This window comes from Streptomyces sp. NPDC045956, from assembly GCF_056430705.1.
Map to the genome: position 1 here is coordinate 174,833 of NZ_JBWKKZ010000006.1, position 24,498 is coordinate 199,330.

The 24,498-nt window shown below is 70.8% G+C and carries 23 protein-coding genes and 1 riboswitch; of the genes, 14 read left to right on the forward strand and 9 right to left on the reverse strand.

Going from position 1 to position 24,498, the window contains the following annotated elements; genetic code table 11:
• Positions 1 to 21: 21 nt before the first annotated feature.
• Positions 22 to 1,614 carry a Na+/H+ antiporter gene (locus AC07FV_RS17810; RefSeq protein WP_479088251.1) on the reverse strand — a complete coding sequence of 531 codons (1,593 nt, stop codon included), beginning with the start codon at positions 1,612 to 1,614 and terminating at the stop codon, positions 22 to 24.
• Positions 1,615 to 1,675: 61 nt separating this feature from the next.
• Here AC07FV_RS17810 and AC07FV_RS17815 point away from each other — a divergent pair, with 61 nt between their 5' ends.
• The 3 genes from AC07FV_RS17815 (at position 1,676) to AC07FV_RS17825 (ending at position 3,678) form a co-directional block, all read left to right on the forward strand.
• The gene (locus AC07FV_RS17815; protein ID WP_356604461.1) at positions 1,676 to 1,936 is read left to right on the forward strand and encodes a UBP-type zinc finger domain-containing protein; all 261 of its coding nucleotides are present in this window, start codon (positions 1,676 to 1,678) and stop codon (positions 1,934 to 1,936) included.
• Between the two features lie 249 nt (positions 1,937 to 2,185).
• On the forward strand, positions 2,186 to 2,599 hold the full coding sequence (locus tag AC07FV_RS17820; RefSeq protein ID WP_351995178.1) for an ATP-binding protein: 414 nt from the start codon (positions 2,186 to 2,188) through the stop codon (positions 2,597 to 2,599).
• Positions 2,596 to 3,678: an RNA polymerase sigma factor SigF gene (locus AC07FV_RS17825; RefSeq protein ID WP_479088253.1), complete on the forward strand. Its 1,083-nt coding sequence runs from the start codon at positions 2,596 to 2,598 to the stop codon at positions 3,676 to 3,678. Before AC07FV_RS17820 ends, AC07FV_RS17825 begins: the two co-directional genes overlap by 4 nt.
• Positions 3,679 to 3,739: 61 nt before the next feature.
• On the opposite strand, the gene AC07FV_RS17830 is transcribed toward AC07FV_RS17825, so the two are convergent.
• Complete coding sequence (locus AC07FV_RS17830; protein WP_479088255.1) at positions 3,740 to 4,189, reverse strand: hypothetical protein; 450 nt, start codon at positions 4,187 to 4,189, stop codon at positions 3,740 to 3,742.
• Between the two features lie 141 nt (positions 4,190 to 4,330).
• Between AC07FV_RS17830 and AC07FV_RS17835 the strand changes: the two genes are divergently transcribed.
• A complete protein-coding gene (locus AC07FV_RS17835; protein WP_361017143.1) occupies positions 4,331 to 5,299 on the forward strand; it encodes a diacylglycerol/lipid kinase family protein in 969 nt (322 codons plus the stop codon).
• A 319-nt stretch (positions 5,300 to 5,618) separates the two neighbouring features.
• Positions 5,619 to 5,876 (forward strand): WhiB family transcriptional regulator, encoded by a 258-nt coding sequence (locus tag AC07FV_RS17840; protein ID WP_003973730.1) that lies wholly within the window; start codon positions 5,619 to 5,621, stop codon positions 5,874 to 5,876.
• Between the two features lie 222 nt (positions 5,877 to 6,098).
• Here the strand turns inward: AC07FV_RS17840 and AC07FV_RS17845 are convergent, their stop codons facing one another.
• Together AC07FV_RS17845 and AC07FV_RS17850 are read right to left on the reverse strand one after the other, a co-directional pair.
• A complete protein-coding gene (locus AC07FV_RS17845) occupies positions 6,099 to 7,574 on the reverse strand; it encodes a sensor histidine kinase (protein ID WP_479088256.1) in 1,476 nt (491 codons plus the stop codon).
• A gap of 418 nt (positions 7,575 to 7,992) precedes the next feature.
• The gene (locus AC07FV_RS17850; RefSeq protein ID WP_479088258.1) at positions 7,993 to 8,643 is read right to left on the reverse strand and encodes a TetR/AcrR family transcriptional regulator; all 651 of its coding nucleotides are present in this window, start codon (positions 8,641 to 8,643) and stop codon (positions 7,993 to 7,995) included.
• 97 nt (positions 8,644 to 8,740) lie between these two features.
• Between AC07FV_RS17850 and AC07FV_RS17855 the strand changes: the two genes are divergently transcribed.
• Positions 8,741 to 9,493: an SDR family oxidoreductase gene (locus AC07FV_RS17855; RefSeq protein WP_479088260.1), complete on the forward strand. Its 753-nt coding sequence runs from the start codon at positions 8,741 to 8,743 to the stop codon at positions 9,491 to 9,493.
• Positions 9,494 to 9,632: 139 nt separating this feature from the next.
• Positions 9,633 to 10,418, forward strand: a complete 786-nt coding sequence (gene nagB, locus AC07FV_RS17860; protein ID WP_479088261.1) for a glucosamine-6-phosphate deaminase — start codon at positions 9,633 to 9,635, stop codon at positions 10,416 to 10,418.
• Between the two features lie 566 nt (positions 10,419 to 10,984).
• On the opposite strand, the gene AC07FV_RS17865 is transcribed toward nagB, so the two are convergent.
• The 4 genes from AC07FV_RS17865 to AC07FV_RS17880 all read right to left on the reverse strand — a co-directional run bounded on the left by AC07FV_RS17865 (position 10,985) and on the right by AC07FV_RS17880 (position 15,676).
• Complete coding sequence (locus AC07FV_RS17865; protein WP_479088263.1) at positions 10,985 to 12,490, reverse strand: glycoside hydrolase family 3 protein; 1,506 nt, start codon at positions 12,488 to 12,490, stop codon at positions 10,985 to 10,987.
• A 9-nt stretch (positions 12,491 to 12,499) separates the two neighbouring features.
• Positions 12,500 to 13,330 carry a carbohydrate ABC transporter permease gene (locus tag AC07FV_RS17870; protein WP_384693835.1) on the reverse strand — a complete coding sequence of 277 codons (831 nt, stop codon included), beginning with the start codon at positions 13,328 to 13,330 and terminating at the stop codon, positions 12,500 to 12,502.
• Positions 13,327 to 14,313, reverse strand: a complete 987-nt coding sequence (locus AC07FV_RS17875) for a carbohydrate ABC transporter permease (RefSeq protein ID WP_479088265.1) — start codon at positions 14,311 to 14,313, stop codon at positions 13,327 to 13,329. Before AC07FV_RS17875 ends, AC07FV_RS17870 begins: the two co-directional genes overlap by 4 nt.
• Positions 14,314 to 14,398: 85 nt before the next feature.
• A complete protein-coding gene (locus AC07FV_RS17880) occupies positions 14,399 to 15,676 on the reverse strand; it encodes an extracellular solute-binding protein (RefSeq protein ID WP_479088267.1) in 1,278 nt (425 codons plus the stop codon).
• A 452-nt stretch (positions 15,677 to 16,128) separates the two neighbouring features.
• Between AC07FV_RS17880 and AC07FV_RS17885 the strand changes: the two genes are divergently transcribed.
• The 6 genes from AC07FV_RS17885 to AC07FV_RS17910 all read left to right on the forward strand — a co-directional run bounded on the left by AC07FV_RS17885 (position 16,129) and on the right by AC07FV_RS17910 (position 23,270).
• Entirely contained in the window at positions 16,129 to 16,893 is a 765-nt protein-coding gene (locus tag AC07FV_RS17885; RefSeq protein ID WP_053136900.1) for a GntR family transcriptional regulator, read from the forward strand.
• 191 nt (positions 16,894 to 17,084) lie between these two features.
• A complete protein-coding gene (locus AC07FV_RS17890; protein WP_479088269.1) occupies positions 17,085 to 17,342 on the forward strand; it encodes a DUF3311 domain-containing protein in 258 nt (85 codons plus the stop codon).
• The gene (gene mctP / locus AC07FV_RS17895) at positions 17,339 to 18,949 is read left to right on the forward strand and encodes a monocarboxylate uptake permease MctP (RefSeq protein WP_479088271.1); all 1,611 of its coding nucleotides are present in this window, start codon (positions 17,339 to 17,341) and stop codon (positions 18,947 to 18,949) included. The genes AC07FV_RS17890 and mctP overlap by 4 nt, the downstream gene beginning before the upstream one ends.
• Positions 18,950 to 19,021: 72 nt before the next feature.
• Positions 19,022 to 19,528: a GNAT family N-acetyltransferase gene (locus tag AC07FV_RS17900; RefSeq protein ID WP_479088273.1), complete on the forward strand. Its 507-nt coding sequence runs from the start codon at positions 19,022 to 19,024 to the stop codon at positions 19,526 to 19,528.
• Positions 19,529 to 19,555: 27 nt separating this feature from the next.
• A riboswitch (cobalamin riboswitch) is annotated at positions 19,556 to 19,733 on the forward strand.
• A 124-nt stretch (positions 19,734 to 19,857) separates the two neighbouring features.
• The gene (locus AC07FV_RS17905; RefSeq protein ID WP_479088274.1) at positions 19,858 to 22,230 is read left to right on the forward strand and encodes a ribonucleoside-diphosphate reductase subunit alpha; all 2,373 of its coding nucleotides are present in this window, start codon (positions 19,858 to 19,860) and stop codon (positions 22,228 to 22,230) included.
• A complete protein-coding gene (locus tag AC07FV_RS17910; RefSeq protein ID WP_479088276.1) occupies positions 22,230 to 23,270 on the forward strand; it encodes a ribonucleotide-diphosphate reductase subunit beta in 1,041 nt (346 codons plus the stop codon). Before AC07FV_RS17905 ends, AC07FV_RS17910 begins: the two co-directional genes overlap by 1 nt.
• Here AC07FV_RS17910 and AC07FV_RS17915 read toward each other — a convergent pair.
• Positions 23,183 to 23,437 (reverse strand): hypothetical protein, encoded by a 255-nt coding sequence (locus AC07FV_RS17915; protein ID WP_479088278.1) that lies wholly within the window; start codon positions 23,435 to 23,437, stop codon positions 23,183 to 23,185. The genes AC07FV_RS17910 and AC07FV_RS17915 overlap by 88 nt on opposite strands.
• A gap of 92 nt (positions 23,438 to 23,529) precedes the next feature.
• Here AC07FV_RS17915 and AC07FV_RS17920 point away from each other — a divergent pair, with 92 nt between their 5' ends.
• The gene (locus AC07FV_RS17920) at positions 23,530 to 24,498 is read left to right on the forward strand and encodes a GlxA family transcriptional regulator (RefSeq protein WP_479088280.1); all 969 of its coding nucleotides are present in this window, start codon (positions 23,530 to 23,532) and stop codon (positions 24,496 to 24,498) included.

Here is a 24,498-nt window from a genome sequence, read left to right on the forward strand (position 1 = left end):
CCCGCGCCGTGCCGGTCCGTGCTACGTGGTCTCCCGGTACGCCGCCGCCTCCTCCAGGTCCAGCCGGCGCAGCAGCGTCCGGAGCATCTCGTCGTCGATGTAGCGGCCGTCGCGCAGCCGGACGAAGACCTCGCGCTCGGCGCCGATCATCTCCCGGGACAGGCGCCGGTAGGTGTCGTCCACGCTCTCCCCGGTGACCGGGTTGGCCTGCCCGAGCCGCTCCCAGACGGCGTTGCGGCGGCGCTCCAGGACCGTGCGCAGACGGTCCGCGAGGGGGGTCGGCAGGGCGTTGCGCTCGTCCGCGAGGAGTTCCTCCAGGCGCTGCTGGGCGGCACGGGAGGCCTGGGCCTGGGCGTTCGCCTCGGCCAGCGTCTCGGCCTGCACGTCGTGCGCGGGGAACTTCAGCAGGCGGATCAGCGGCGGCAGGCTGACGCCCTGCACGACCAGCGTGCCGATGACCGTGGTGAAGGTGAGGAACAGGATGAGGTTGCGCTCGGGGAACGGATCGCCGCCGTGCACGGTGAGCGGGATGGAGAAGGCGATCGCCAGGGAGACGACCCCGCGCATCCCCGCCCAGCTGATCACGAACGGGCCCTTCCACGACATGTCCCCCTCGCGCGCGCGGACGCGTGCCGACAGCCTCGGCAGGAAGGTCGCGGGGTAGACCCAGACGAAGCGGGCGGCGGCAACCACCAGGAAGACGGCGACCGCGTACCAGGCGGCGTCGACTCCCTGGTACTCCCCGAGCCCCTTGAGCACGACGGGGAGCTGGAGCCCGATCAGGGCGAACACGGCCGACTCCAGGACGAAGGCCACCATCTTCCACACCGCCTCCTCCTGGAGACGGGTGGCGAAATCGACCTCCCACGCGCGGTGCCCGAGGAAGAGCGCGACGACCACCACCGCGAGCACCCCGGACGCGTGCACCTGCTCCGCCACCGCGTAGGCGAAGAACGGGACGAGCAGGGAGAGCGTGTTCTGCAGGAGCGCCTCCTTGAGATGCGTGCGCAGCCAGTGGATCGGCACCATCAGCACCAGGCCCACGCCCACACCGCCCACCGCCGCGATCAGGAACTCCCCGATCCCGCCGGCCCAGGTCGCCCCCTCGCCCACGGCCGCCGCGAGCGCGACCTTGAAGGCGGTGATCGCGGTGGCGTCGTTCACCAGGGACTCGCCCTGGAGGATGGTCGTGATCCGGGACGGCAGACCCACCCGGCGGGCGACCGCCGTGGCCGCGACGGCGTCCGGCGGGGCCACCACCGCGCCGAGGACCAGGGCCGCGGTCAGCGGCAGGCCCGGCACGATCAGGTACGCGGCGCAGCCGACGACGAAGGTCGCGAAGAGCACGTAGCCGAAGGAGAGCAGCGCCACGGGCCGCACCTGAGCCCGCAGGTCCAGGTAGGAGCTGTCGGTGGCCGCCGTGTGGAGCAGCGGCGGCAGCAGCAGGGGCAGGACGATGTGCGGGTCGAGGGTGTAGTCGGGCACTCCGGGGACGTAGCTCACCGCCAGGCCCGCCGCGACCAGCAGCAGGGGCGCGGGCACCGGTACCCGCCGCCCCGCCGCCGCGATCGCGGCACTGCCCGCGACCAGCAACAGCAGCGGCATCACGTCCATCGTCCTCGCCCGCCCTCTTCTTCCGCGCGGTCATCCGCACGCCCGTCGTAACCTGGCAATCATGAAACAGTGCACGCACGCCGACGCGCTGCCGCACCCGGAACCGGAGCCGCGCAGCCAGACCTGTCCGGAGTGCCTGGCGGAGGGCACGGACCCGGTGCAGCTCCGTCTGTGCCTCGACTGCGGGCACGTCGGGTGCTGCGACTCCTCGCCGAGGCAGCACGCCACGGCGCATCACCGCGAGACCGGTCACCCGGTCATGCGCACCTTCGAACCGGGCGAGAACTGGCGTTGGTGCTTCGTCGATCACGTCCTCGTGTGACCTCGGCCGGGGACGGTTCGACCGTCTGAGGCCTGGGTACGTCAACCCGGCGCGCGCTCTTCCGATTTGGGCGCCCCGAACCTCTAGCCACTGTGCGTGTTCATGTGTTTACTATGAGTGACAGTGCGGGGTTGGGGTCTCGGGGACAGGAAAGTTCGGAGCGCGATAACGTCACCGCTGAACCACGTATCGCGTTGCCCCGGGGTCGATCCTCGGCCCTGTAACGCTTGTACCACCTTGGAGGTGAGGGTGTCCCAGATCGCAGGCGAGCCCGCGACCCAGGACTTCGTCGAAGTCCGGCTGCCGGCCGCGGGTGCCTACCTGTCGGTGCTGCGTACGGCGACGGCCGGCCTCGCAGCCCGTTTGGACTTCACCCTCGACGAGATCGAGGACCTGCGCATCGCAGTCGACGAGGCCTGCGCGATCCTGCTTCAGCAGGCCGTGCCCGGCTCGGTGCTCAGCTGTGTCTTCCGCCTGGTCGACGACTCGCTCGAGGTCACCGTCTCGGCGCCGACCACGGACGGTCACGCGCCCTCGCGGGACACCTTCGCGTGGACCGTGCTGTCCGCCCTGGCGGGCAAGGTCTCCTCCGCCGTGGACGAGGACAGAACCGTTTCGATCAGCCTCTACAAACAGCGCGGCGCGGGACCCGGGCCGACGTGAGGGACGGGGACGGGCCGGTGCGGGACGAGAACGGCACACGGGAGCTGCCGGCCGAGGGCGCTCGTTCTGAGAACGAGAACCGACGCATGGCGGACGGCATCGACGGCATCCCCGAGCAGGCCCGGCCGCATCCGGAGGACGAGGCCTCCCCGGGGGTCGTCGTCCCGGGCGACGGGCCGCGGACCGGGGACACCCCCGTCCGGCCCGTCCGAGCGGAGGCGCAGGCTCGGGAAAGGGCAACGGGCGGGACGATGAGCGAGCACGAGCGACACACCGAGGACGACGCGCCCGGTGCACGGGGCACGCAGGGCACGCGGCACGACCCGCAGGACCGCAGCGGGGCGCGCCTCCTGTTCGCCGAGCTGCGCACCCTGGAGAAGGACAGCCCCGCCTACGCGGAGCTGCGCAACCGGCTGGTCCGCATGCACCTGCCGCTCGTGGAGCACCTCGCGCGCCGCTTCCGCAACCGCGGCGAGCCGCTGGACGACCTCACCCAGGTCGCGACCATCGGACTGATCAAGTCGGTCGACCGCTTCGACCCGGAGCGCGGTGTGGAGTTCTCCACGTACGCGACCCCGACGGTCGTCGGCGAGATCAAGCGGCACTTCCGGGACAAGGGCTGGGCGGTGCGGGTCCCGCGCCGGCTCCAGGAGCTGCGGCTGGCTTTGACCACGGCCACGGCGGAGCTCTCACAGCTGCACGGGCGCTCCCCCACGGTCCACGAACTCGCCGAGAAGCTGTCGATCTCGGAGGAGGAGGTCCTGGAAGGCCTGGAGTCGGCCAACGCGTACTCCACGCTGTCCCTGGACGTCCCGGACACCGACGACGAGTCCCCGGCGGTCGCGGACACCCTGGGCGCGGAGGACGAGGCCCTGGAGGGCGTCGAGTACCGGGAGTCGCTCAAGCCGCTGCTGGAGGACCTGCCTCCGCGGGAGAAGCGGATCCTGCTGCTGCGCTTCTTCGGCAACATGACCCAGTCGCAGATCGCGCAGGAGGTCGGCATCTCGCAGATGCACGTCTCGCGGCTGCTGGCCCGCACGCTGGCGCAGCTGCGGGAGAAGCTGCTGGTCGAGGAGTAGCCGACCGCGGACGCCGGACACCGGGCGCCGGACGCGCCCGGACACCGCCGGGCGGGACGGCCTACTTCTCCGCGCCGCCGGGCCCCCGGATCCCGAGGGCCTGGGTGGTCGTGGGGTTGACGAGCAGCACCAGCGCCGTGACGGCGACGGCACCGAGCACGATGCCCGCCGGGATGGCCACGCTGTCGGCCTGGAGCAGGTTGTAGGCCACGGGCAGCGCCATGATCTGCGTGATGACGGCGGGCCCCCGGCTCCAGCCCCGCCGGGCGATCAGCCCGCGGGCGGCGAGCAACGGCAGCAGGGCGAGGACGATCAGGGTGACGCCGCCGGTGAGGGCCGAGGTCCGGTCGTCGGGGTGACCCGTGAGGCCGCCCACCAGCATCCAGGCACCGCCGACGACGAGTGCCAGACCCTCGAGTGCGGCGAGCGCCGCCGCGGCGGTCAGCCGACCGGGACGGGGACCGGGCTCTTCGGCGGCTTGAGGGACGGTGGGGTTCTGCTCACTGCTCACCCTTGCAGGGTAGCCCCCGGCGCGCACGAACCCGCGGGCGCGTCCGGTGCGCCGCCCACGCCCGTGCGCCCACCCCGATCCCCACCCTGGTTCTCCACCTCGGTCTGGGCCGGGTACCACCCAGTAGGTACCCTGCAAACCATGCGTGCACTTCTCGTGGTCAATCCGGCGGCAACCACCACGAGTGCGCGCACGCGCGACGTGCTCATCCACGCGCTCGCGAGCGAGATGAAGCTGGAGGCGGTCACCACCGAGTACCGCGGCCACGCGCGCGACCTCGGCCGGCAGGCGGCGCAGAGCGACGACATCGAGCTGGTGGTCGCCCTCGGCGGCGACGGCACGGTCAACGAGGTCGTCAACGGCCTGCTGCACGCCGGCCCCGCTCCTCAGGACCTGCCCCGTCTCGCGGTGGTCCCCGGCGGCTCCACCAACGTCTTCGCCCGCGCCCTCGGCCTGCCCAACCACGCCGTGGAAGCCACCGGCGCCCTACTGGACGCCCTGCGCGAGGGCAGCGAGCGGACCGTCGGGCTGGGCCTCGCCTCGGGCACCCCGGGTTCGGAGGACGAGTCGGTGCCGGCCCGCTGGTTCACCTTCAACGCCGGTCTGGGCTTCGACGCCGGCGTGGTCGGCCGGGTGGAGCAGCAGCGTGAACGCGGCAGGAGATCGACCCACGCCCTCTACCTCCGCCAGGTGATGCGCGCGCTCATGGGGGAACCGCACCGCCGCAGCGGGACGATCACCCTGGAGCGGGCGGGCGAGGAGCCGATCAACGATCTCGTGCTCTCCATAGTCTCGAACACGTGCCCCTGGACGTTTCTCGGCAATCGCCCGATCTACGCGTCACCTAAGGCCTCGTTCGATACCGCGCTCGACGTCTTCGGCCTCAGCCGCCTGTCGACGGGCGCGGTCGCCCGGTATGGGACCCAGTTGCTCACTTCGTCCCCCGAGCGGGGGCCCCAGGGCCGGCACGCCGTCTCCCTGCACGATCTGACCGGCTTCACCTTGCATTCGAAGGTCCCGCTCCCCCTCCAGATGGACGGTGACCACCTGGGACTGCGGACCAGCGTGACGTTCACAGGCGTACGCCGTGCACTGCGTGTGATTGTGTGAGCAGAAGGGGCGAAAGTCCTTTCACTCGAACGTTTAGACCAGGGTCCACCCCATGGAAGTACGGCTGTGACCTAGTCGACACCGAAGAATCAAAAAAAACTTTCCGGAAGGGGTTGTATCCGCCGCCGAGGTTTGCGAGTCTCTTCTTGGCGATCGGGACGGCCCGCAACACCAGCCTCCACAGATCACCAGAACCCCTCTTCAAATCACAGGACCACGCAGGGCAACCTGGCGGTAGGCCCTTCCCTTGTTGAGGGATTCGTGAAAGCGTTCACATTCACAAGCAACCTGCATGTAATACCAAGGAGAGGTAGCAGCCATGGACTGGCGTCACCGCGCCGTTTGCCGCGAGGAAGACCCCGAGCTCTTCTTCCCCATCGGCAACACCGGTCCCGCGCTGCTGCAGATCGAGGAAGCCAAGGCCGTCTGCCGTCGCTGCCCTGTCATGGAGCAGTGCTTGCAGTGGGCGCTCGAGTCCGGTCAGGACTCCGGCGTCTGGGGTGGTCTCAGCGAGGACGAGCGCCGCGCAATGAAGCGCCGTGCCGCCCGCAACCGGGCTCGTCAGGCCTCCGCCTGACCATCCACCCCTGCTGACAGCCTGAGCTTGGCGGCGCGTACAGCGAGTACGCAACCCCCGCTCCCGAGCCGCAGCGCGCAGTACCCCCGATGCGCATCGCATGATGCAACGCACGAGCACTGGCCTCGGACCTTCACCGGTCCGGGGCTTTTTGCTGTCCGGGGCCTGTGCTGATCGGGGCCTGCGCCGATCGGGTCCCGGTCCACCGCGGGCGCGGCGCCGCTACTTCGCCGCGGGCACCGGGATGTCGAGGATCACCCGGGTACCGCGACTCGGGGCCGGGACCATGTCGAAGGAGCCGCCCAGCTCACCCTCCACCAGGGTGCGGACGATCTGCAGGCCGAGGTTGCCGGAGCGGTGCGGGTCGAATTGCTCGGGCAGGCCGACCCCGTCGTCCTGGACGGTGACCAGCAGCCGGGCCTCCTTCGTCGTACCGCCCCTGACCGCGGAGACCTCGACCGTGCCGGTGTCGCCCTCGCGGAAGCCGTGCTCCAGGGCGTTCTGCAACACCTCGGTGAGTACCATCGACAGCGGGGTCGCCACCTCGGCGTCCAGGATGCCGAAGCGTCCGGTGCGCCGGCCGGTGACCTTGCCCGGAGAGATTTCCGCCACCATCGCCAGCACGCGGTCGGCGATCTCGTCGAACTCCACGCGCTCGTCCAGATTCTGGGAGAGCGTCTCATGCACGATCGCGATCGATCCGACGCGGCGTACGGCCTCTTCGAGCGCCTCGCGTCCCCGGTCGGACTCGATGCGCCGGGCCTGGAGGCGCAGCAGGGCCGCCACCGTCTGGAGGTTGTTCTTCACCCGGTGGTGGATCTCCCGGATGGTGGCGTCCTTGGTGATCAACTCGCGCTCGCGTCGGCGCAGTTCCGTGACGTCGCGGAGGAGCACCAGCGAACCGATGCGCGTGCCCTTGGGCTTGAGGGGGATGGCACGGAACTGGATCACCCCGTCATGCGCCTCGATCTCGAACTCGCGAGGCGCCCAGCCGCTGGCCACCTTGGCGAGAGCCTCGTCCACGGGACCGCGGGACGGGGCGAGTTCGGCGGTGGTGCGGCCGAGGTGGTGGCCGACCAGGTCGGCGGCGAGGCCCATGCGGTGGTACGCCGACAGCGCGTTCGGCGAGGCGTACTGGACGATGCCGTCCCCGTCGACCCTGATCAGACCGTCGCCCACGCGAGGGGAGGCGTCCATGTCGACCTGCTGGTTCTCGAACGGGAAGGCACCGGCCGCGATCATCTGGGCGAGGTCGGAGGCGCTCTGGAGGTAGGTGAGCTCCAGACGGCTCGGTGTGCGCACGGTGAGCAGGTTGGTGTTGCGGGCGATGACGCCCAGGACGCGCCCCTGGCGACGCACGGGGATGGACTCGACGCGGACCGGGACCTCCTCGCGCCACTCCGGGTCGCCCTCGCGCACGATCCGGCCCTCGTCCAGGGCGGCGTCCAGCATGGGGCGCCGGCCGCGCGGGACGAGGTGGCCGACCATGTCGTCCTGGTAGGAGGTCGGGCCGGTGTTCGGGCGCATCTGGGCGACCGAGACGTAGCGCGTGCCGTCGCGGGTGGGCACCCACAGGACGAGGTCGGCGAAGGAGAGGTCGGAGAGGAGCTGCCACTCCGAGACCAGCAGGTGGAGCCACTCGAGGTCGGAGTCGTCGAGCGCGGTGTGCTGGCGTACGAGTTCGTTCATGGAGGGCACGTGGCTGAGCGTACCTGGCGGTACGGACAGCGCCCGGAACCGGACGGTTCGCACCGGCGCAGGGGCGGGATCGGACCCCGGAGACACCCGCGGGCCGCGGCGCCTGGGAGGGACCCTCAACCCTCCCGGCACCGCAGCCCGGAGCAACATCGGCCGTGGGGTGTGCGGTCCCGGTCGGCCGAAGGATGAGGAGCCGGGGCAGTCAGGGCAGAGAGCTCCGGTTCCTCGGTCCGCCCTCCTGTGCGGGGAAGGCGGAAGTCTGGCGGTCACCTTGCGTGAGCGTCACGGCGAGTGCCATCCGTGGCCATTGTGGACTAGACCACTCACCGTGTCCATGCGATGAACGCCGTTCGTCGTTGTCGTGCTCCGCCGGGCGCGCGGTCACCCGAGTGCCCGGCAGAAGCCTAACCCTGTTGGCTCACACGCGGGGCCAGGCGGCCAGGGCAATTTCCACGAGCGCCTCCAGTTCCGCCCGGCCCGCGCCGTCGCGCGCCTGCTGGGACATGCCCTGGATCATCGCGCCGGTGAAGCGGGCCAGGGTCGCGGCATCGGTGGCCGGCGGGAGCACGCCCGCGTCCACGTCGGCGGCGATCCGGCTCTCGATCGCGGCGATGTTGGCGTTGCGCCGCTGCCGGAGGGACTCCTCGACCTCGGGCGTCGAGCAGTTGGCTGCCGCGTGGATGACGAGGCAGCCGTGCGGCCGGCCCGGCGCCGTGTACTCGACGGCGGCCTCGCGCAGCATCCGCTCCGTCCCCGCCCGCGCGGTCGGCTCCTCGTCGAGGGCGCGGGTGCCGAAGGAGCCGTAGCGCGTGCCGTACTCCTGGACGACCTCCTCGAAGAGCGAGCGCTTGTCGCCGAAGGCTGCGTAGAGGCTCGGGGCGCCGATGTCCATGACCCGGGTGAGGTCGGAGACGGACGTGGCCTCGTATCCGTGTTCCCAGAAGGCCATCAGCGCCTTCTCCAGGGCCGTCGCCCGGTCGAAGGAACGGGGTCGGCCCCGTCCCCGGGACCCGGCCGCGCCCCTCCCGGCCGACGCTCCCACCTGTCCGCTCTTCTCGTCGCTCACCATGGGATTCATTTTATAGCGAGCACTAGAAAATTGTCTCCGCGGTGCGGTACGGTTTTTTCTGTAGCGACCGCTAGGGAAATGCGAAGGGGGCGTCGTCATGGGCGTGCTTACCGGCAGGACGGCACTTGTCACGGGGGCGAGCAGGGGTATCGGACGCGGCATCGCCGAGCGGCTGGGGCGGGACGGCGCCCGGGTCGCGGTGCACTACGGGAGGGACGAGGCGGCGGCGAAGGGGACGGTCGCGGAGATCGAGGCGGCGGGCGGCTCGGCGTTCCCGATCCGGGCCGACTTGCGCGCCCCCGGGGCGGCCGAGGCCCTGTGGGAGGAGTTCGACCGGCACGCCGATGGGCTGGACGTCCTGGTGAACAACGCCGGCATCGGGAACACCCGGCCCATAGGGGAGATAGCCGAAGCGGAGTACGACGCGGTCTTCGCGGTCAACGTGAGGGCGCCGTTCTTCCTCCTCAAGCACGGCATGGGGCGTATCCGCGACGGCGGCCGGGTCATCAACATCTCCTCGGGCCTGGCCCGCACCGCGGTGATGCCGGACAACATGGCGTACGCGATGACGAAGGGAGCGCTGGACGTCTTCTCGCGCGACCTCTCCAAGGTGCTGGGCGCCCGCGGCATCACGGTGAACTCGGTGGCGCCCGGCATCATCGATACCGACAACACGGCCGAGCTGCTGCACGGGAGCGCGGACGGCTGGGAGCGGGCGGCGGCACTCTCCGCGCTGGGCGGGGTCGGCACGCCGGCCGAGGTGGCCGACGTGGTGGCGTTCCTGGCCTCACACGAAGGACGGTGGGTCACGGGGAGCTGGGTGGACGCCACGGGAGGTTCGCTGACGTAGGGCCCGGGGCCGCCGTTTCACCGGCCGGTTCGACGCGCTCGCGGGCCCCCGCTCTGTTAGATTGGTCTAAACCACATGGGGCCCCACACAGCCAGTCCCGGACCCCGGGTGAGTCCTCTCTTCGAAACGGCAGGCAAGCGTGGAAGTTGTCATCGTTCCCGACGCCAGGGCAGGCGGCGAACTGATAGCCGAAGCCATGGCACAGCTGCTCCGACGCAAGCCCGACGCCCTGCTCGGGGTGGCCACCGGATCGACGCCGCTGCCCGTCTACGAGGCGCTGGCGGCCAAGGTGCGCTCGGGCGCCGTGGACACCGCGCGGGCCCGGATCGCCCAGCTCGACGAGTACGTGGGGCTGCCCGCGGATCATCCCGAGTCGTACCGCTCGGTGCTGCGGCGCGAGGTGCTCGAACCGCTGGGGATCGGCATGGACGCGTTCATGGGCCCGGACGGCACGGCGGACGACGTGCAGAGGGCGTGCGAGGCGTACGACGCGGCGCTGGGCGGAGCCGGCGGGGTCGACCTCCAGCTGCTGGGGATCGGAACCGACGGGCACATCGGCTTCAACGAGCCGTGCTCCTCGCTGGCCTCACGGACCCGGATCAAGACGCTCACCGAGCAGACCCGCGTCGACAACGCGCGCTTCTTCGACGGTGACATCGAGCAGGTCCCGCACCACGTGATCACGCAGGGCATCGGCACCATCCTGGAGGCCCGGCACGTGGTGCTGCTCGCCACCGGCGAGGGCAAGGCCGACGCCGTCGCCGCGAGTGTCGAGGGTCCGGTGGCGGCGGTGTGCCCGGCCTCCGCGCTCCAGTTCCACCCGCATGCCACCGTCGTCGTCGACGAGGCCGCCGCCTCCAAGCTGAAGCTGGCCGACTACTTCCGGCACACCTTCGCGCACAAGCCCGCCTGGCAGGGCATCTGACTCCGCGGGCACGTGCAGGGAGGGCGCCGGTCCCCGGTCACCGGGGGCGGCGCCCTTCGCCGTATCCCACCTGCGCGGGAGCCGCACCTGGCCGGGCGCCAACGGAGCGTGACATCCGCGGTGAGGCCGGGAGGGGCTCGCGGGGACCTGCTCGGTGGGCGACTGTGCAGGCCGGCGGCCCGTCGGGGGGGCGCATGGGCGGGCAGCCGGTCCCGGCGACGCGTGAGCATCGGTGGGAGCCCGTCCGCTGTCACCGCCGCCCCGCCACTTGTCCGCGGCAGCACCCGGGCGGCCGCACCGCACGCCTGCCCTGCCCGCGACGCCTCCAACCCGGCGGCCGCACTGCACGTCGTATGCCCGCCTCGGAATTCGGGCGGCCGCACGGCACGCCTGCGCCCGCCTCCCACCCATGCCCCGCGCCCCCGGGCCGTCGCACCCCACGCGTGCGCCCGCCTCACACCCGCCCTCCCCCGCCCCCCCCATTACCCCCAACCCGCCGAAGCCGAAGGCGCCGACCCTCTCCTGCGAGGGGGTCGGCGCCTTCGGCGTGTCGGGCGGGGTGGGGGTCACGCCCCCGTGAGGGCCTCCGCGGCCGCGCGGCCGCAGACGCGGGCGGCGCCGTGGGTGGCCAGGTGGAGGGCGCCGCGGGGTGCCGCGCGGGGCACGCCCATCTCGACGACGATCGTGTCGGGGCGCTCCGCCAGCAGCGTGTCGAGGGCTGCCGCCATCCAGGGGTGCCGGTGTTCGTCGCGGACGACGGCCACGATGCGGCGCGGACCCGCCGCGCCCAGCACGTCCTTCCCGGCGTCCGGCCCGGTGAAGCTGCCGGTCTCCGTGCCGGGGAGCAGCCGGAACAGCTCGGCGGCGACGCCCCAGGGGGTCTCGTCGCCGACCGCGATGTTCGCCACGGGGGTGAGCGCGGCGACGTAGGGCGCGTCGGTGAGGGCGGTGAAGCCGTCGGAGCCGGTGATCCGCAGGGCCCGGCGGGCGGCGCTCAGGCCCACGTCGCCGTCGGTGCCGTCGGTGCCGCTCGCGGTCCGGGCGGCGGCGTCGGTGCGGTGCGCGGAGGTCCAGCGGGCCAGGGCGCGCACCCGTTCCGCCGCGTCGGCCAGCCGGTCCTCGGGCAGCTCGCCCGAGCGGACGGCCTCGACCAGGGCGTCACGCAGCCGCAGTACGGTCTCCTCGTCGGCCAGGCCGCCTCCCACGCAGATCGCGTCGGCTCCCGCCCCGATGGCCAGGACGCTGCCGCGTTCGATGCCGTAGGTGCCGGAGATGGCCCGCATCTCCATGCCGTCGGTGACGATCAGGCCCTCGTGGCCCAGTTCGCCGCGGAGCAGGTCGGTCAGGATGCGGCGGGACAGCGTGGCCGGCCTGTCCGGGTCCAGGGCCGGGACCAGGATGTGGGCGCTCATCACCGCGCGGCTGCCGGCGGCGATGGCCGCGCGGAAGGGGGCGAGGTCGCGCTCGGCCAGCACCTCGGCGCCCACGTCGATGCGCGGCATCGCGTGGTGGGAGTCGACGGCGGTGTCACCGTGACCGGGGAAGTGCTTGGTGCAGGCGGCCACGCCCACCGACTGGAGACCGGTGACGTAGGCGGCGGTGTGCCGGGAGACCAGGTCGGTGCCGGCGCCGAAGGAGCGCACGCCGATGACCGGGTTGTCCGGGTTGGAGTTGACGTCGGCGGAGGGCGCCCAGTTGAGGTTCACCCCGCAGGCCGCGAGCCGGCGGCCCAGTTCCGCGGCCACCTCCCGGGTCAGCTCGACGTCGTCCACCGCGCCGAGGGCGAGGTTGCCGGGGAAGGAGGAGCCGGTGCGGACCTCCAGGCGGGTGACGTCGCCGCCCTCCTCGTCGATGGCGACCAGCACGTCGTCGCGTTCGGCGCGCAGTTGGGCGGTCAGGGCGGCCAGTTGCCCGGCCGAGGCGATGTTGCGCCCGAACAGGCCGACGGAGGCCAGCCCCTCGCCGAGGCTGCGCAGCAGCCAGTCGGGGGCGGTGGTCCCGGTGAAGCCGGGCTGGAGGACGGTCAGCGCGTCGCGCGTGAGCGTGTCGGTGCCGCTGGCGATTGTCGTCATCGGGTGGCGTTATCCCTTCACGGCGCCGGCGGTCAGGCCACTGACGGCCTTGCGCTGGAGGAAGACGAAGAGGATCAGGATCGGGATGGCGAAGAGCGACGAGGCGGCCATGGTCGCACCCCAGTTGTCGCCGAAGACCGTCTGGAAGCTGGTGAGCCACAGCGGCAGGGTCTGCGCCTCGGCCTCCTTGTTGACGACCAGCACGAGGGGCAGTTCGTTCCACGCGGTGATGAAGCCGAACATCGAGGTGGACATCAGCCCCGGGGCGAGCAGCGGCAGGATGACCCGGCGGAACGCCTGGGCCCGGGTGCAGCCGTCGACCAGCGCGGACTCCTCCAGTTCCCTCGGCACGGCGGCGACGAAGCCGCGCAGCGTCAGGATGGTGAAGGGCAGGATCATCATCATGTAGAAGAGGGTCAGCGGCACGAGGCTGTTCAGCATCGACGCGTCGCGCACGATCATGTAGATCGCGATGACCATGACCTCCCAGGGCGCCATCTGGGCGAGCATGAAGCCGACGATGAAGCCGCGCCGCCCCTTGAACCGCATCCGCGCCAGGGCGAACGCGCCGGCCAGCGCGATGACCAGGGAGAAGACGACCGCGCAGACGGTGACGATGAACGAGTTCGCGACGTAGGTCCAGAAGTGGTCGGCCTCGACCGCGGTCTTGAAGTGGTCGAAGGTGACGTCGGTCGGGAACCAGACCGGGTCCTCCGAGATGATGTCGCCCGCCGGCTTGAAGGCCGTGGCGAACATCCAGTAGACGGGGAAGACGAGGCCGATGAACAGGACGACGGCCGTGACGTTGGGCCACAGGCGGCCGAAGAGCGAGCGCTTCACAGCTCGTCCTCCTCTTGCTTGAGCACGATCCTGAGGTAGTAGGCGGTCAGGCCGAGCAGGATCAGGATGGTCAGGACGGCGATCGCCGCGCCCATGCCGTAGTGCTGGTTGCCGACGCCCTCGATGTAGGCGTAGACGGGCAGGATCTCGGTGAGACGGTCCGGGCCGCCGCCGTTGAAGGTGTAGACCTGGACGAAGGCCTTGAAGATCCAGATGATCTCCAGGAAGGTCGTCGCGTAGAGGAAGGGCCGCAGGACCGGCAGGGTGACCGTGGTGAAGCTGCGCCAGGCGCCGGCCCCGTCGAGGGCGGCGGCCTCGTACAGCTCGCCGGAGATCGTGGTGGTCGCCGCGTACAGGTTGATCGCGACGAAGGGGACCGACATCCAGACGATGAGCACGGTGACGACGAAGAAGGTCGACATCTGGCTGCCGGTCCAGCTGTAGTCGGCCATGGAGTGCCAGCCGAGCTTGTCCAGGACCCAGTTGACGACGCCGAAGCGCTGGGCGAAGAGCCACTGGTAGACGGTGGTCGCGGCGACCACCGGCATGGCCCACGCCAGCACCAGGCCGAGCAGCAGCACCAGCCGCATCACCCGGCCGAGGCGGGCGAGCAGCAGGCCGATCAGGCCGCCGACCACCATGGTGAGGGCGACGTTGACCGCGGTGAAGATGATCGAGCGGACGGTGACCCGCCAGAAGTCCTCGCCGGTGAGGACCGCCTTGTAGTTGTCGAAGCCGGTCCACTCGGTGACGTGCTGGATCAGCTGCGCCATGTTGAGGTTCTGGAAGGACAGCAGCCCGTCCTTCACCAGTGGCCAGCCGAGCAGGAGCACCGTGGCCGCGCAGGCGGGCAGCAGCAACAGGTACGGGACGAGCGCGCCGGTGCGCGACGCGGCTCTCGGTTTCGGCCTGCCGGTTCCCTCGCCGCCCGTCCTGCGGACGTCCGAGGGGCCGGAGGGCGGCCGTTCGGTCTGCACGGTCATGCTCGCGGTCTCTCTCTTCTCGACCTGCTCAACTCGACGCCGGGGCGGGGGCCGTGGCGCGGCCCCCGTCCCGGCTCACCCGGTGTTACTGCTGCTGCGCCAGGCGCTTGTTGAACTCGCCCTCGACCTGCTTGGCGGCCTCGGCCGGGGACTTCCCCTTCAGCACGGCCGTCAGGTAGGTCTTGATCGGGTTCGGGTCGTTCTCGACCGCGGCCCACTCCGGGATCAGCGGCGTGGTGTCACCGCCCGCGGAGGCCGGCGCGGCGGCCTCGGCGGCGGCGTTGCCCTTGAGGTTGCTCTGGAGCGCGTCCTTGTTCGGGATGACGCCGTTGGCCTTGGACAGCGCGCCCTCGAACTTGTCGGACAGCGCGATCTTCAGGAACTCCTTGGCGAGCTCCTGCTTCTTGCTGCCGGCGGCGACGGCCAGGTTGGAGCCGCCGAGGAAGACGCCCTCGGGCTTGTCGGCCGTGGCACCCGGGATGGTGAAGTAACCGAGGTCCTTCTCGATCGCCGGGTTGGTGGCGATCGCCGTGCCGCCCTCCCAGCCCATGCCGATGATGGCGCCGGTCTTGCCCTTGGCGAAGATCTCACCCTGCTGCGGGGTGGCCTCGTCCTTGTCCTTGGGCGCCTTGGAGAGGGCCTGGAACTTCTTGTAGGTCTCGGTGGCGGCGGCGATCTTCGGGTCGTCCAGGTTGGAGACGTACTTGTCGCCGTCCTTCTTGACCAGCTCGGCACCCTCGCCGATGGCCAGGCCCACGAAGTGGTACCAGTTCTGGCCGGGCAGGTAGATCGGCTCGGCGTCGGTCTTGTCGCCGATCGTCTTGAGGGCGTCGTAGAACTCGTCGCGGGTCTTGGGCGTGTCCTTGATGCCCGCGTCCGCCCAGATCTTCTTGTTGTAGATGACCACGCGGTTCACCACGAACCACGGGGCGGCGTACTGCTTGTCCTCGAAGACCGCGGACTTGTTGAGGGACTCGGACCAGTCGGTGCCGATCTCGCTCTTGAGGTCGCTCAGGTCGGCGAGGCCGCCGGTCTTGGCGTAGGCCGGCGTCTGGGTGTTGCCGATCTCGAAGACGTCGGGAGGGTTCTCCTCGGAGAGGGCGGTGGTCAGCTTCTGCTGAATACCGTTCCACTTCTGGATCTCGAACTTGACCTTGGCCTTGGTCTTCGCCTCGAACTCCTTGGCGAGGTCGGCCTGCCAGTCGTCCGGCGAGGATCCGTCCATCACCCACACGGTGAGCGTCTCACCGGCGTAGCCGTCCGCCCCGGCCTTCTTGCCGTCGTCGCCGTCGTCGCCCCCGCACGCCGCGATCGAGACCATCATGCCCGCGATACCGATCGCGGCTATCAGCTTGCGCTTCACGCCACCCTCCTCAGGGATGCCACAAAACCCCCCTGCCTCCCCGCGGTTGCTCGTCGACGCGGACCGCCCATGGGGCCGGGACCTGGACCAATGGTGTAGACCAGTACGGGGAGCTTGGCCCAGACCAATAGGGCTGTCAAGGGTGTGCAAGCACGGTCCATGCGTCCGTGATGCGACCGAGATATGCAGGGACCTTTCATTGCGCAAGCGGCAGATCGGGCGGACCGGGAGGGGGTGTACCACCGCCCCCCTGAGGACGTGCCGATACGGTTCCGAACGCGCGTACCAGCGGTGTCCGACGGCGCTGTGGACTAGACCAACGGGGGGCGCGGAGGTATACAGAAGGGATCACGGAGCGTGCGGGGCCATCCTGCCCGGAGCCGTGCCACGATGTGGGCCGTGGCCGACAGGGATATCGGTCGCTTCGGCACCCGGAGCCGGGAAGGCAGAGCATGAGCACCGACGTCAGCAGTGCGGAGAACGAGGGTGGGGCGACCGTCCGTACCGCGCGCGTGCCCAAGTACTACCGACTGAAGAAGCACCTGCTCGACATGACCCGGACCCAGGCGCCGGGCACGCCGGTCCCTCCCGAGCGCACCCTGGCCGCCGAGTTCGACACCTCGCGCACGACGGTGCGCCAGGCCCTCCAGGAACTGGTCGTCGAGGGCCGCCTGGAGCGCATCCAGGGCAAGGGCACCTTCGTCGCCAAGCCCAAGGTCTCGCAGGCCCTGCAACTCACGTCGTACACCGAGGACATGCGGGCCCAGGGGCTCGAACCCACCTCGCAGCTGCTGGACATCGGCTACATCACCGCCGACGACCGGCTCGCCGGGCTGCTGGACATCACGGCCGGCGGAAGGGTGCTGCGCATCGAGCGGCTGCGCATGGCCAACGGCGAGCCCATGGCCATCGAGACCACCCACCTCAGCGCCAAGCGCTTCCCGGCGCTGCGCCGCTCCCTGGTGAAGTACACGTCCCTCTACACGGCCCTCGCCGAGGTCTACGACGTGCACCTCGCCGAGGCCGAGGAGACCATCGAGACCTCCCTGGCCACCCCGCGCGAGGCCGGGCTGCTCGGCACCGACGTCGGCCTGCCCATGCTGATGCTCTCCCGGCACTCGCAGGACCGCACCGGCCAGCCCGTGGAGTGGGTGCGCTCGGTGTACCGGGGCGACCGCTACAAGTTCGTGGCCCGGCTGAAGCGGCCCCAGGACTAGGGCCCGTACCGCCTGTCACTCCTGTCGCGCGCGACGCGCGCGGCGCGCGTGTCCGACATATTCCGGCACCCCGGACCGTGAAGTTGCAGTTCAGGACCGATATGCGGGCGAGGGGTTCCGCTGTCTCGACGCCGTCACCTACATTTCGTGCGCACTGCACGAGGTGATCAGCGAGGGGACGGAGCCGCCGTATGTCACAAGCCCCAGAAGTGAGCAGAGGGCCGGTGGTGACGCCGGTGCGCGTCGTCATCGGCCTCTGCCTTGTCGCACCGTTCGTCGCCATGCTCTGGGTCGGTTCCTACGCGAAGACGGACCCGGCCTTCATCGGCATCCCGTTCTTCTACTGGTACCAGATGGCGTGGGTGGTCCTCTCCACCGCGCTGACGATGATCGCCTACAAGCTGTGGCAGCGTGACCAGCGCTCCCGCCGGGAAGGCGGTTCCAAGTGAACGACGGCGTGAACGGCGTCGCACTCGCCGTCTTCATCTTCTTCTTCCTGCTCGTCACCGCCATGGGCTTCCTCGCCGCCCGCTGGCGCAAGGCCGAGAACGAGCACAGCCTCGACGAGTGGGGCCTGGGCGGCCGCTCGTTCGGCACCTGGGTCACCTGGTTCCTGCTGGGCGGCGACCTGTACACGGCGTACACCTTCGTGGCGGTCCCGGCGGCGATCTACGCGGCCGGCGCCTCCGGCTTCTTCGCGGTGCCGTACACGATCCTGGTCTACCCGCTGATCTTCACCTTCCTGCCCCGGCTGTGGTCGGTCTCCCACAAGCACGGGTACGTGACGACCTCGGACTTCGTGCGCGGCCGGTTCGGCTCGAAGGGGCTGTCGCTGGCGGTCGCCGTGACCGGCATCCTCGCCACCATGCCGTACATCGCGCTCCAGTTGGTCGGCATCCAGGCCGTACTGGACGTGATGGGCCTCGGCGGCGGCGAGGACACCAACTGGTTCGTCAAGGACCTGCCGCTGCTGATCGCCTTCGGCGTGCTGGCGGCGTACACCTACTCCTCGGGGCTGCGCGCACCCGCGCTGATCGCCTTCGTGAAGGACACGCTGATCTACATCGTCATCGCGGTGGCGATCATCTACATCCCGATCAAGCTGGGCGGCTTCGACGACATCTTCGCGGCGGCGGGCGACAAGTTCTCCGAGTCCGGCAAGGGCTCGCTGACGCCGGACCACGGCGGCCAGTGGACGTACGCCACGCTGGCGCTCGGCTCCGCGCTCGCGCTCTTCATGTACCCGCACTCGATCACCGCGACGCTGTCCTCGCGCAGCCGTGAGGTGATCCGGCGCAACACCACGATCCTGCCGCTGTACTCGCTGATGCTGGGCCTGCTCGCGCTGCTGGGCTTCATGGCGATCGCGGCCGGGGTGAAGGTGGAGAACGGGCAGCTGGCGATCCCCCAGCTCTTCGAGAACATGTTCCCGGACTGGTTCGCCGGCGTGGCCTTCGCGGCGATCGGCATCGGCGCCCTGGTCCCGGCGGCGATCATGTCGATCGCGGCCGCCAACCTGTTCACCCGCAACATCTACAAGGACTTCATCAGGCCGGACGCCACCCCGGCCCAGGAGACGAAGGTCTCCAAGCTGGTGTCCCTGCTGGTGAAGGTGGGCGCGCTGGTCTTCGTGCTCGGCATGGACAAGACGGTCGCGATCAACTTCCAGCTGCTGGGCGGCATCTGGATCCTGCAGACCTTCCCGGCCCTGGTGGGCGGCCTGCTCACCCGCTGGTTCCACCGCTGGGCCCTGCTCGGCGGCTGGGCGGTCGGCATGGTCTACGGCACGGTCGCCGCGTACGGGGTGGCCTCGCCGACGCAGAAGCACTTCGGCGGTTCCTCCGACGAGATCCCCGGCATCGGCGAGATCGGCTACATCGGCCTCACCGCCTTCGTGCTGAACGTGGTGGTCACCGTGGTCCTGACCTTCGTCATGCGGGCGCTCAAGGCACCCGACGGCGTCGACGAGACCAAGCCGGGCGACTACACCGCGGACGCGGGCGACCCGGGAGTCGAGGTGGAGCTGCCGCCGGCCACGGCGGGCACCTCGCACTGACCCCTTCCCCCGGGCGGGCCGTCGGAGGAATCCGGCGGCCCGTTGCCGTGCCCGTCGGGCACACTCGGGGTCATGGACTTCGTGATCCGGCGTGCCACGGCCGAGGAGTACGACACCCTCGGTGAGATCACCGCGCACGCCTACCTGGGTGACGGCCTCCTCGACTTCGGGGAGGACGACGCCTACCTGCACGAGCTGCGGGCCGTGGCCCGGCGGGCGGCTGCCGCCGAGGTGCTGGTCGCCGCATCGGACGACGGTGTGCTCGGCAGCGTCACCTTCGTGCCCCGCGGCGGCCCGATGGCGGACATCGCCCGGCCCGGCGAGGCCGAGATACGCATGCTCGCCGTCGCCCGCGAGGCGCGCGGACGCGGCGCCGGCGAGGCACTGGTGCGGGCCTGCGTCGACCGCGCCCGGTCCGTGCCGGGCTGCGCGCGGGTCGTGCTGTCCACCCAGCGCACCATGCACGGCGCCCACCGCCTCTACGGGCGCCTGGGTTTCACCCGCACCCCGGACCGCGACTGGAACCCCCTGCCGAAGCACGACGACTTCACCCTGCTCACCTACGAACTGACGCTCTGACACCATCCCGATACGCTCACGGACACAACATCTGGGGGTGCTGGCGGCGCCCGGCACAAGATGTATGCTCGTGCTCGCTGTCGCCGCAGGGGAATCCGGTGCGAATCCGGAACTGTCCCGCAACGGTGTACTTGTGCGTGTTCGCGTCCCCACGTGTCCGCGCACGGGCTTGAGTCCGAGGACCTGCCGACAGTGCGCCCGGCCGCCCCGGCCCGGGTGCCATGACGTCCGGGCCTCGTGGAGTGGGCCGGTGGACGCGACGCCGTGCGCGCTCGTGAGCTGCCTCCTGCCCTCCGCCAGGCCCCGTGCCGAGCGAGGGAGTGCTCCACGTGACCATCGCGCCAGCCGATCCGGCTTCAGCGACCCCGGTGACGGCGACCGGCGAACCGGACGGTCCCGGTACCGCGCTGCTGCGGACCCTGACCGAGCTGACCGCCGACCTTCCGGACGCCGACCCCGGCCGGGTCGCCGCCGCCGCACTGCGCGGCCGGTCCGCCCGTGCGGACGAGGCCGAGCTGCGCGAGCTGGCCACCGAGGCCGCCGCCGGACTGATCTCGGAGGACCCGGTCTACTCCCGGCTCGCCGCCCGCCTGCTGACCCTCACCATCCGGGCCGAGGCCGCCTCCCAGGGCGTCACCTCCTTCACCGGGTCGGTCGCCACCGGTCACCGCGAGGGCCTGATCGCCGACCGCACCGCCGAGTTCGTCCGGCTGCACGCGGAGCGGCTGGACGCGCTGGTCGACCCGGCCGCCGACGACCGCTTCGGCTACTTCGGTCTGCGCACCCTGCACAGCCGCTACCTGCTCCGGCACCCGATCACCCGCAAGGTGGTCGAGACGCCCCAGCACTTCATGCTGCGCGTGGCCGCCGGGCTCGCCGAGGACGACACCGCCCGCTCGGCCGACGAGGTGGCCGCCCTCTACGGGCTGATGAGCCGCCTCGACTACCTCCCCTCCTCCCCCACCCTCTTCAACTCCGGCACCCGGCACGCCCAGATGTCGTCCTGCTACCTCCTCGACTCCCCCCAGGACGAGCTGGACTCCCTCTACGACCGCCTCCACCAGGTGGCCCGCCTCTCCAAGCACGCCGGCGGCATCGGCATCGCCTACTCCCGCATCCGCTCCCGCGGCTCGCTCATCCGCGGCACCAACGGGCACTCCAACGGCATCGTCCCGTTCCTGAAGACGCTCGACGCCTCGGTCGCCGCCGTGAACCAGGGCGGCCGGCGCAAGGGCGCGGCGGCGGTCTACCTGGAGACCTGGCACGCCGACATCGAGGAGTTCCTGGAGCTGCGGGACAACACCGGCGAGGACGCCCGCCGCACCCACAACCTGAACCTCGCCCACTGGGTGCCGGACGAGTTCATGCGCCGGGTGGACGCCGACGGGCAGTGGTCGCTGTTCTCGCCCGCCGACGTGCCCGAGCTGGTCGACCTCTGGGGCGCGGAGTTCGACGCGGCGTACCGCGCGGCGGAGGCGGCGGGGCTGGCCCGCAGGACCCTGCCCGCCCGTGAGCTGTACGGCCGCATGATGCGCACCCTCGCGCAGACCGGCAACGGCTGGATGACTTTCAAGGACACCGCCAACCGCACCGCCAACCAGACCGCCGAGCCGGGCCACGTCGTCCACTCCTCCAACCTCTGCACGGAGATCCTGGAGGTCACCGACGACGGGGAGACGGCGGTCTGCAACCTGGGCTCGGTCAACCTCGGCGCCTTCGTCGACGTGGCCGCGGGCGACCTCGACTGGGAGCGGCTGGACGCCACCGTCCGCACCGCCGTCACCTTCCTGGACCGGGTCGTCGACATCAACTTCTACCCGACCGAGCAGGCGGGCCGCTCCAACGCCCGCTGGCGTCCGGTCGGCCTCGGCGCGATGGGCCTGCAGGACGTCTTCTTCCGGCTGCGCCTGCCCTTCGACTCCCCCGAGGCGAAGGCCCTGTCCACCCGCATCGCCGAGCGGATCATGCTCGCGGCGTACGAGACCTCCACCGACCTCGCCGAGCGCGACGGCCCGCTGCCGGCTTGGGAGAAGACCCGTACGGCCCGGGGCGTGCTGCACCCCGACCACTACGGCGTCGAGGCCGCCTGGCCCGAGCGCTGGGCGGCGCTGCGCACGCGCATGGCCACCACCGGCCTGCGCAACTCCCTGCTCCTGGCGATCGCCCCGACCGCCACCATCGCCTCGATCGTGGGCGCCTACGAGTGCATCGAGCCGCAGGTGTCCAACCTGTTCAAGCGCGAGACGCTCTCCGGCGAGTTCCTCCAGGTCAACTCGTACCTGGTGGACGACCTCAAGCGGCTCGGCGTGTGGGACGCCCGCACCCGCGAGGCGCTGCGCGAGGCGGGCGGCTCGGTGCAGGGCTTCTCCTGGATCCCCGAGGACGTCCGCGCCCTGTACCGCACCGCCTGGGAGATCCCGCAGCGCGGCCTGATCGACATGGCCGCCGCCCGCACCCCGTACCTCGACCAGGCCCAGTCGCTGAACCTGTTCCTGGAGACGCCGACCATCGGGAAGCTCTCCTCGATGTACGCGTACGCCTGGAAGCAGGGCCTGAAGACCACGTACTACCTGCGTTCCCGCCCGGCGACCCGCATCGCCCGCGCCGCCGCCCGGGCCACCGTCCCCGCACAGCAGACCCCCGATCCCGAAGCGGTCGCCTGCTCCCTGGAAAACCCCGAGTCCTGCGAGGCCTGCCAGTAATGACCACCGAGATCCCCGCCACCCCGGCCGCCCCGGCCACCAAGAGCCTGCTCGACCCGGGCTTCGAACTGACCCTGCGCCCCATGCGCTACCCGGACTTCTACGAGCGCTACCGGGACGCCATCAAGAACACCTGGCACGTCGAGGAGGTCGACCTCCACTCGGACGTCGCCGACCTCGCGAAGCTCAGCCCCATGGAGCAGCACCTGATCGGCCGGCTGGTGGCCTTCTTCGCCACCGGCGACTCGATCGTCGCGAACAACCTGGTGCTCACCCTCTACAAGCACATCAACTCCCCCGAGGCGCGGCTGTACCTGTCCCGCCAGCTCTTCGAGGAGGCCGTGCACGTCCAGTTCTACCTGACGCTGCTGGACACCTACCTGCCCGACCCGGAGGACCGCGCCGCCGCCTTCGCGGCCGTGGAGAACATCCCCTCCATCCGCGAGAAGGCCGGGTTCTGCTTCAAGTGGATGGACTCGGTCGAGTCGATCGACCGGCTGGAGAGCCGGGCCGACCGCCGCCGCTTCCTGCTCAACCTCATCTGCTTCGCCGCGTGCATCGAGGGCCTGTTCTTCTACGGCGCCTTCGCCTACGTCTACTGGTTCCGCAGCCGGGGCCTGCTGCACGGCCTGGCCACCGGCACCAACTGGGTGTTCCGGGACGAGACCATGCACATGTCCTTCGCCTTCGACGTGGTGGACACCGTGCGCAAGGAGGAGCCGGAGCTGTTCGACGACCAGCTCCGGGAGCAGGTCACCGACATGCTGCGGGAGGCCGTCGAGGCCGAGCTGCAGTTCGCGCGCGACCTCTGCGGTGACGGCCTCCCGGGCATGAACACCGACTCGATGCGGGAGTACCTGGAGTGCGTCGCCGACCAGCGCCTGACGCGGCTCGGCTTCGCCCCGGTGTACGGCTCCGAGAACCCCTTCTCCTTCATGGAGCTCCAGGGCGTTCAGGAGCTGACCAACTTCTTCGAGCGCCGCCCCTCGGCGTACCAGGTCGCGGTGGAGGGCACCGTCGACCTGTCCGAGGACTTCTGAGTCCGCCGGGGCTCCTCACTCCCCCGCCGGTTCTCCCGGGCCTCCCTGAGCTGACGGTCGATGCGCTTCTCGCGCACGATGCCGATCACCGAGGGGAGGACCATGAGGACCAGGAGTCCGAAGGTCACGAGCATTCCGATCAGGGCTTCCGTCTGGTTGCTGTTCATGACACCACTGTCGCGCCCCGGACTCCTTACCGGCAGTGGCAGGACTGCCGTAGGGCCTCGATTTCCTGCCACTTCCGAGGCACACTGTCGGCATGTTGCGGAACGTGGCGGCCGTCCTGCTGGACGGCGCGCATCCTTTCGAACTCGGCGTCGTCTGCGAGGTCTTCGGCATCGACCGGAGCGACGAGGGCCTGCCGCGGTACGACTTCGCGGTGGTGTCGGCGGAGGGCCCCGAGCTGACCACCCACGTCGGCGGGCTCACCGTCTCCACGCCGTACGGGCTGGAGCGGCTGGAGGAGGCCGACCTGATCACCGTGCCGGCGGGGAGCGACTTCGCCCGCCGGGAGTACCCGCCGGAGCTGCTGGAGGCGCTGCGTCGGGCCGTGGACCGGGGTGCGCGGGTGCTGAGCGTGTGCTCCGGGGTGTTCGTGCTGGGCGCCGCCGGTCTGCTGGACGGCCGGCGGTGCGCGGTGCACTGGCACCACGCCGCCGAGCTGACCCGGCAGTACCCGCGGGCGTCCGTCGCCCCCGACGTGCTCTACGTGGACGAGGACCCGGTGATCACCAGCGCCGGCACCGCCGCCGGCATCGACGCCTGTCTGCACATCGTCCGCAAGGAGCAGGGGCCGGAGGTCGCCAACAAGATCGCCCGGCGCATGGTCGTGCCGCCGCACCGGGACGGCGGCCAGGCCCAGTACATCGAACGGCCTCTGCCGCGCTCCTCCTGCGACACCGTCGGCGAGGTGCTGTCCTGGATGGAGCAGCACCTCGACGAGGAGGTCACCGTCGACCAGCTCGCGGCGCGGGCGCACATGTCGCCCCGCACCTTCGCCCGCCGCTTCCAGCAGGAGACGGGCACGACCCCCTACCGCTGGATACTGCGCCAGCGCGTGCTGCTGGCCCAGCGGCTGCTGGAGGCGACGGACGAGACCATGGACGCGATCGCGTGGCGCACCGGATTCGGTACTGCGGCGGCCCTCAGGCACCAGTTCGTCAGGGCCCTGGACACCACACCGCACGCCTACCGGCGCGCCTTCCGCGGCCCGCGGGCGGCGGCCTGA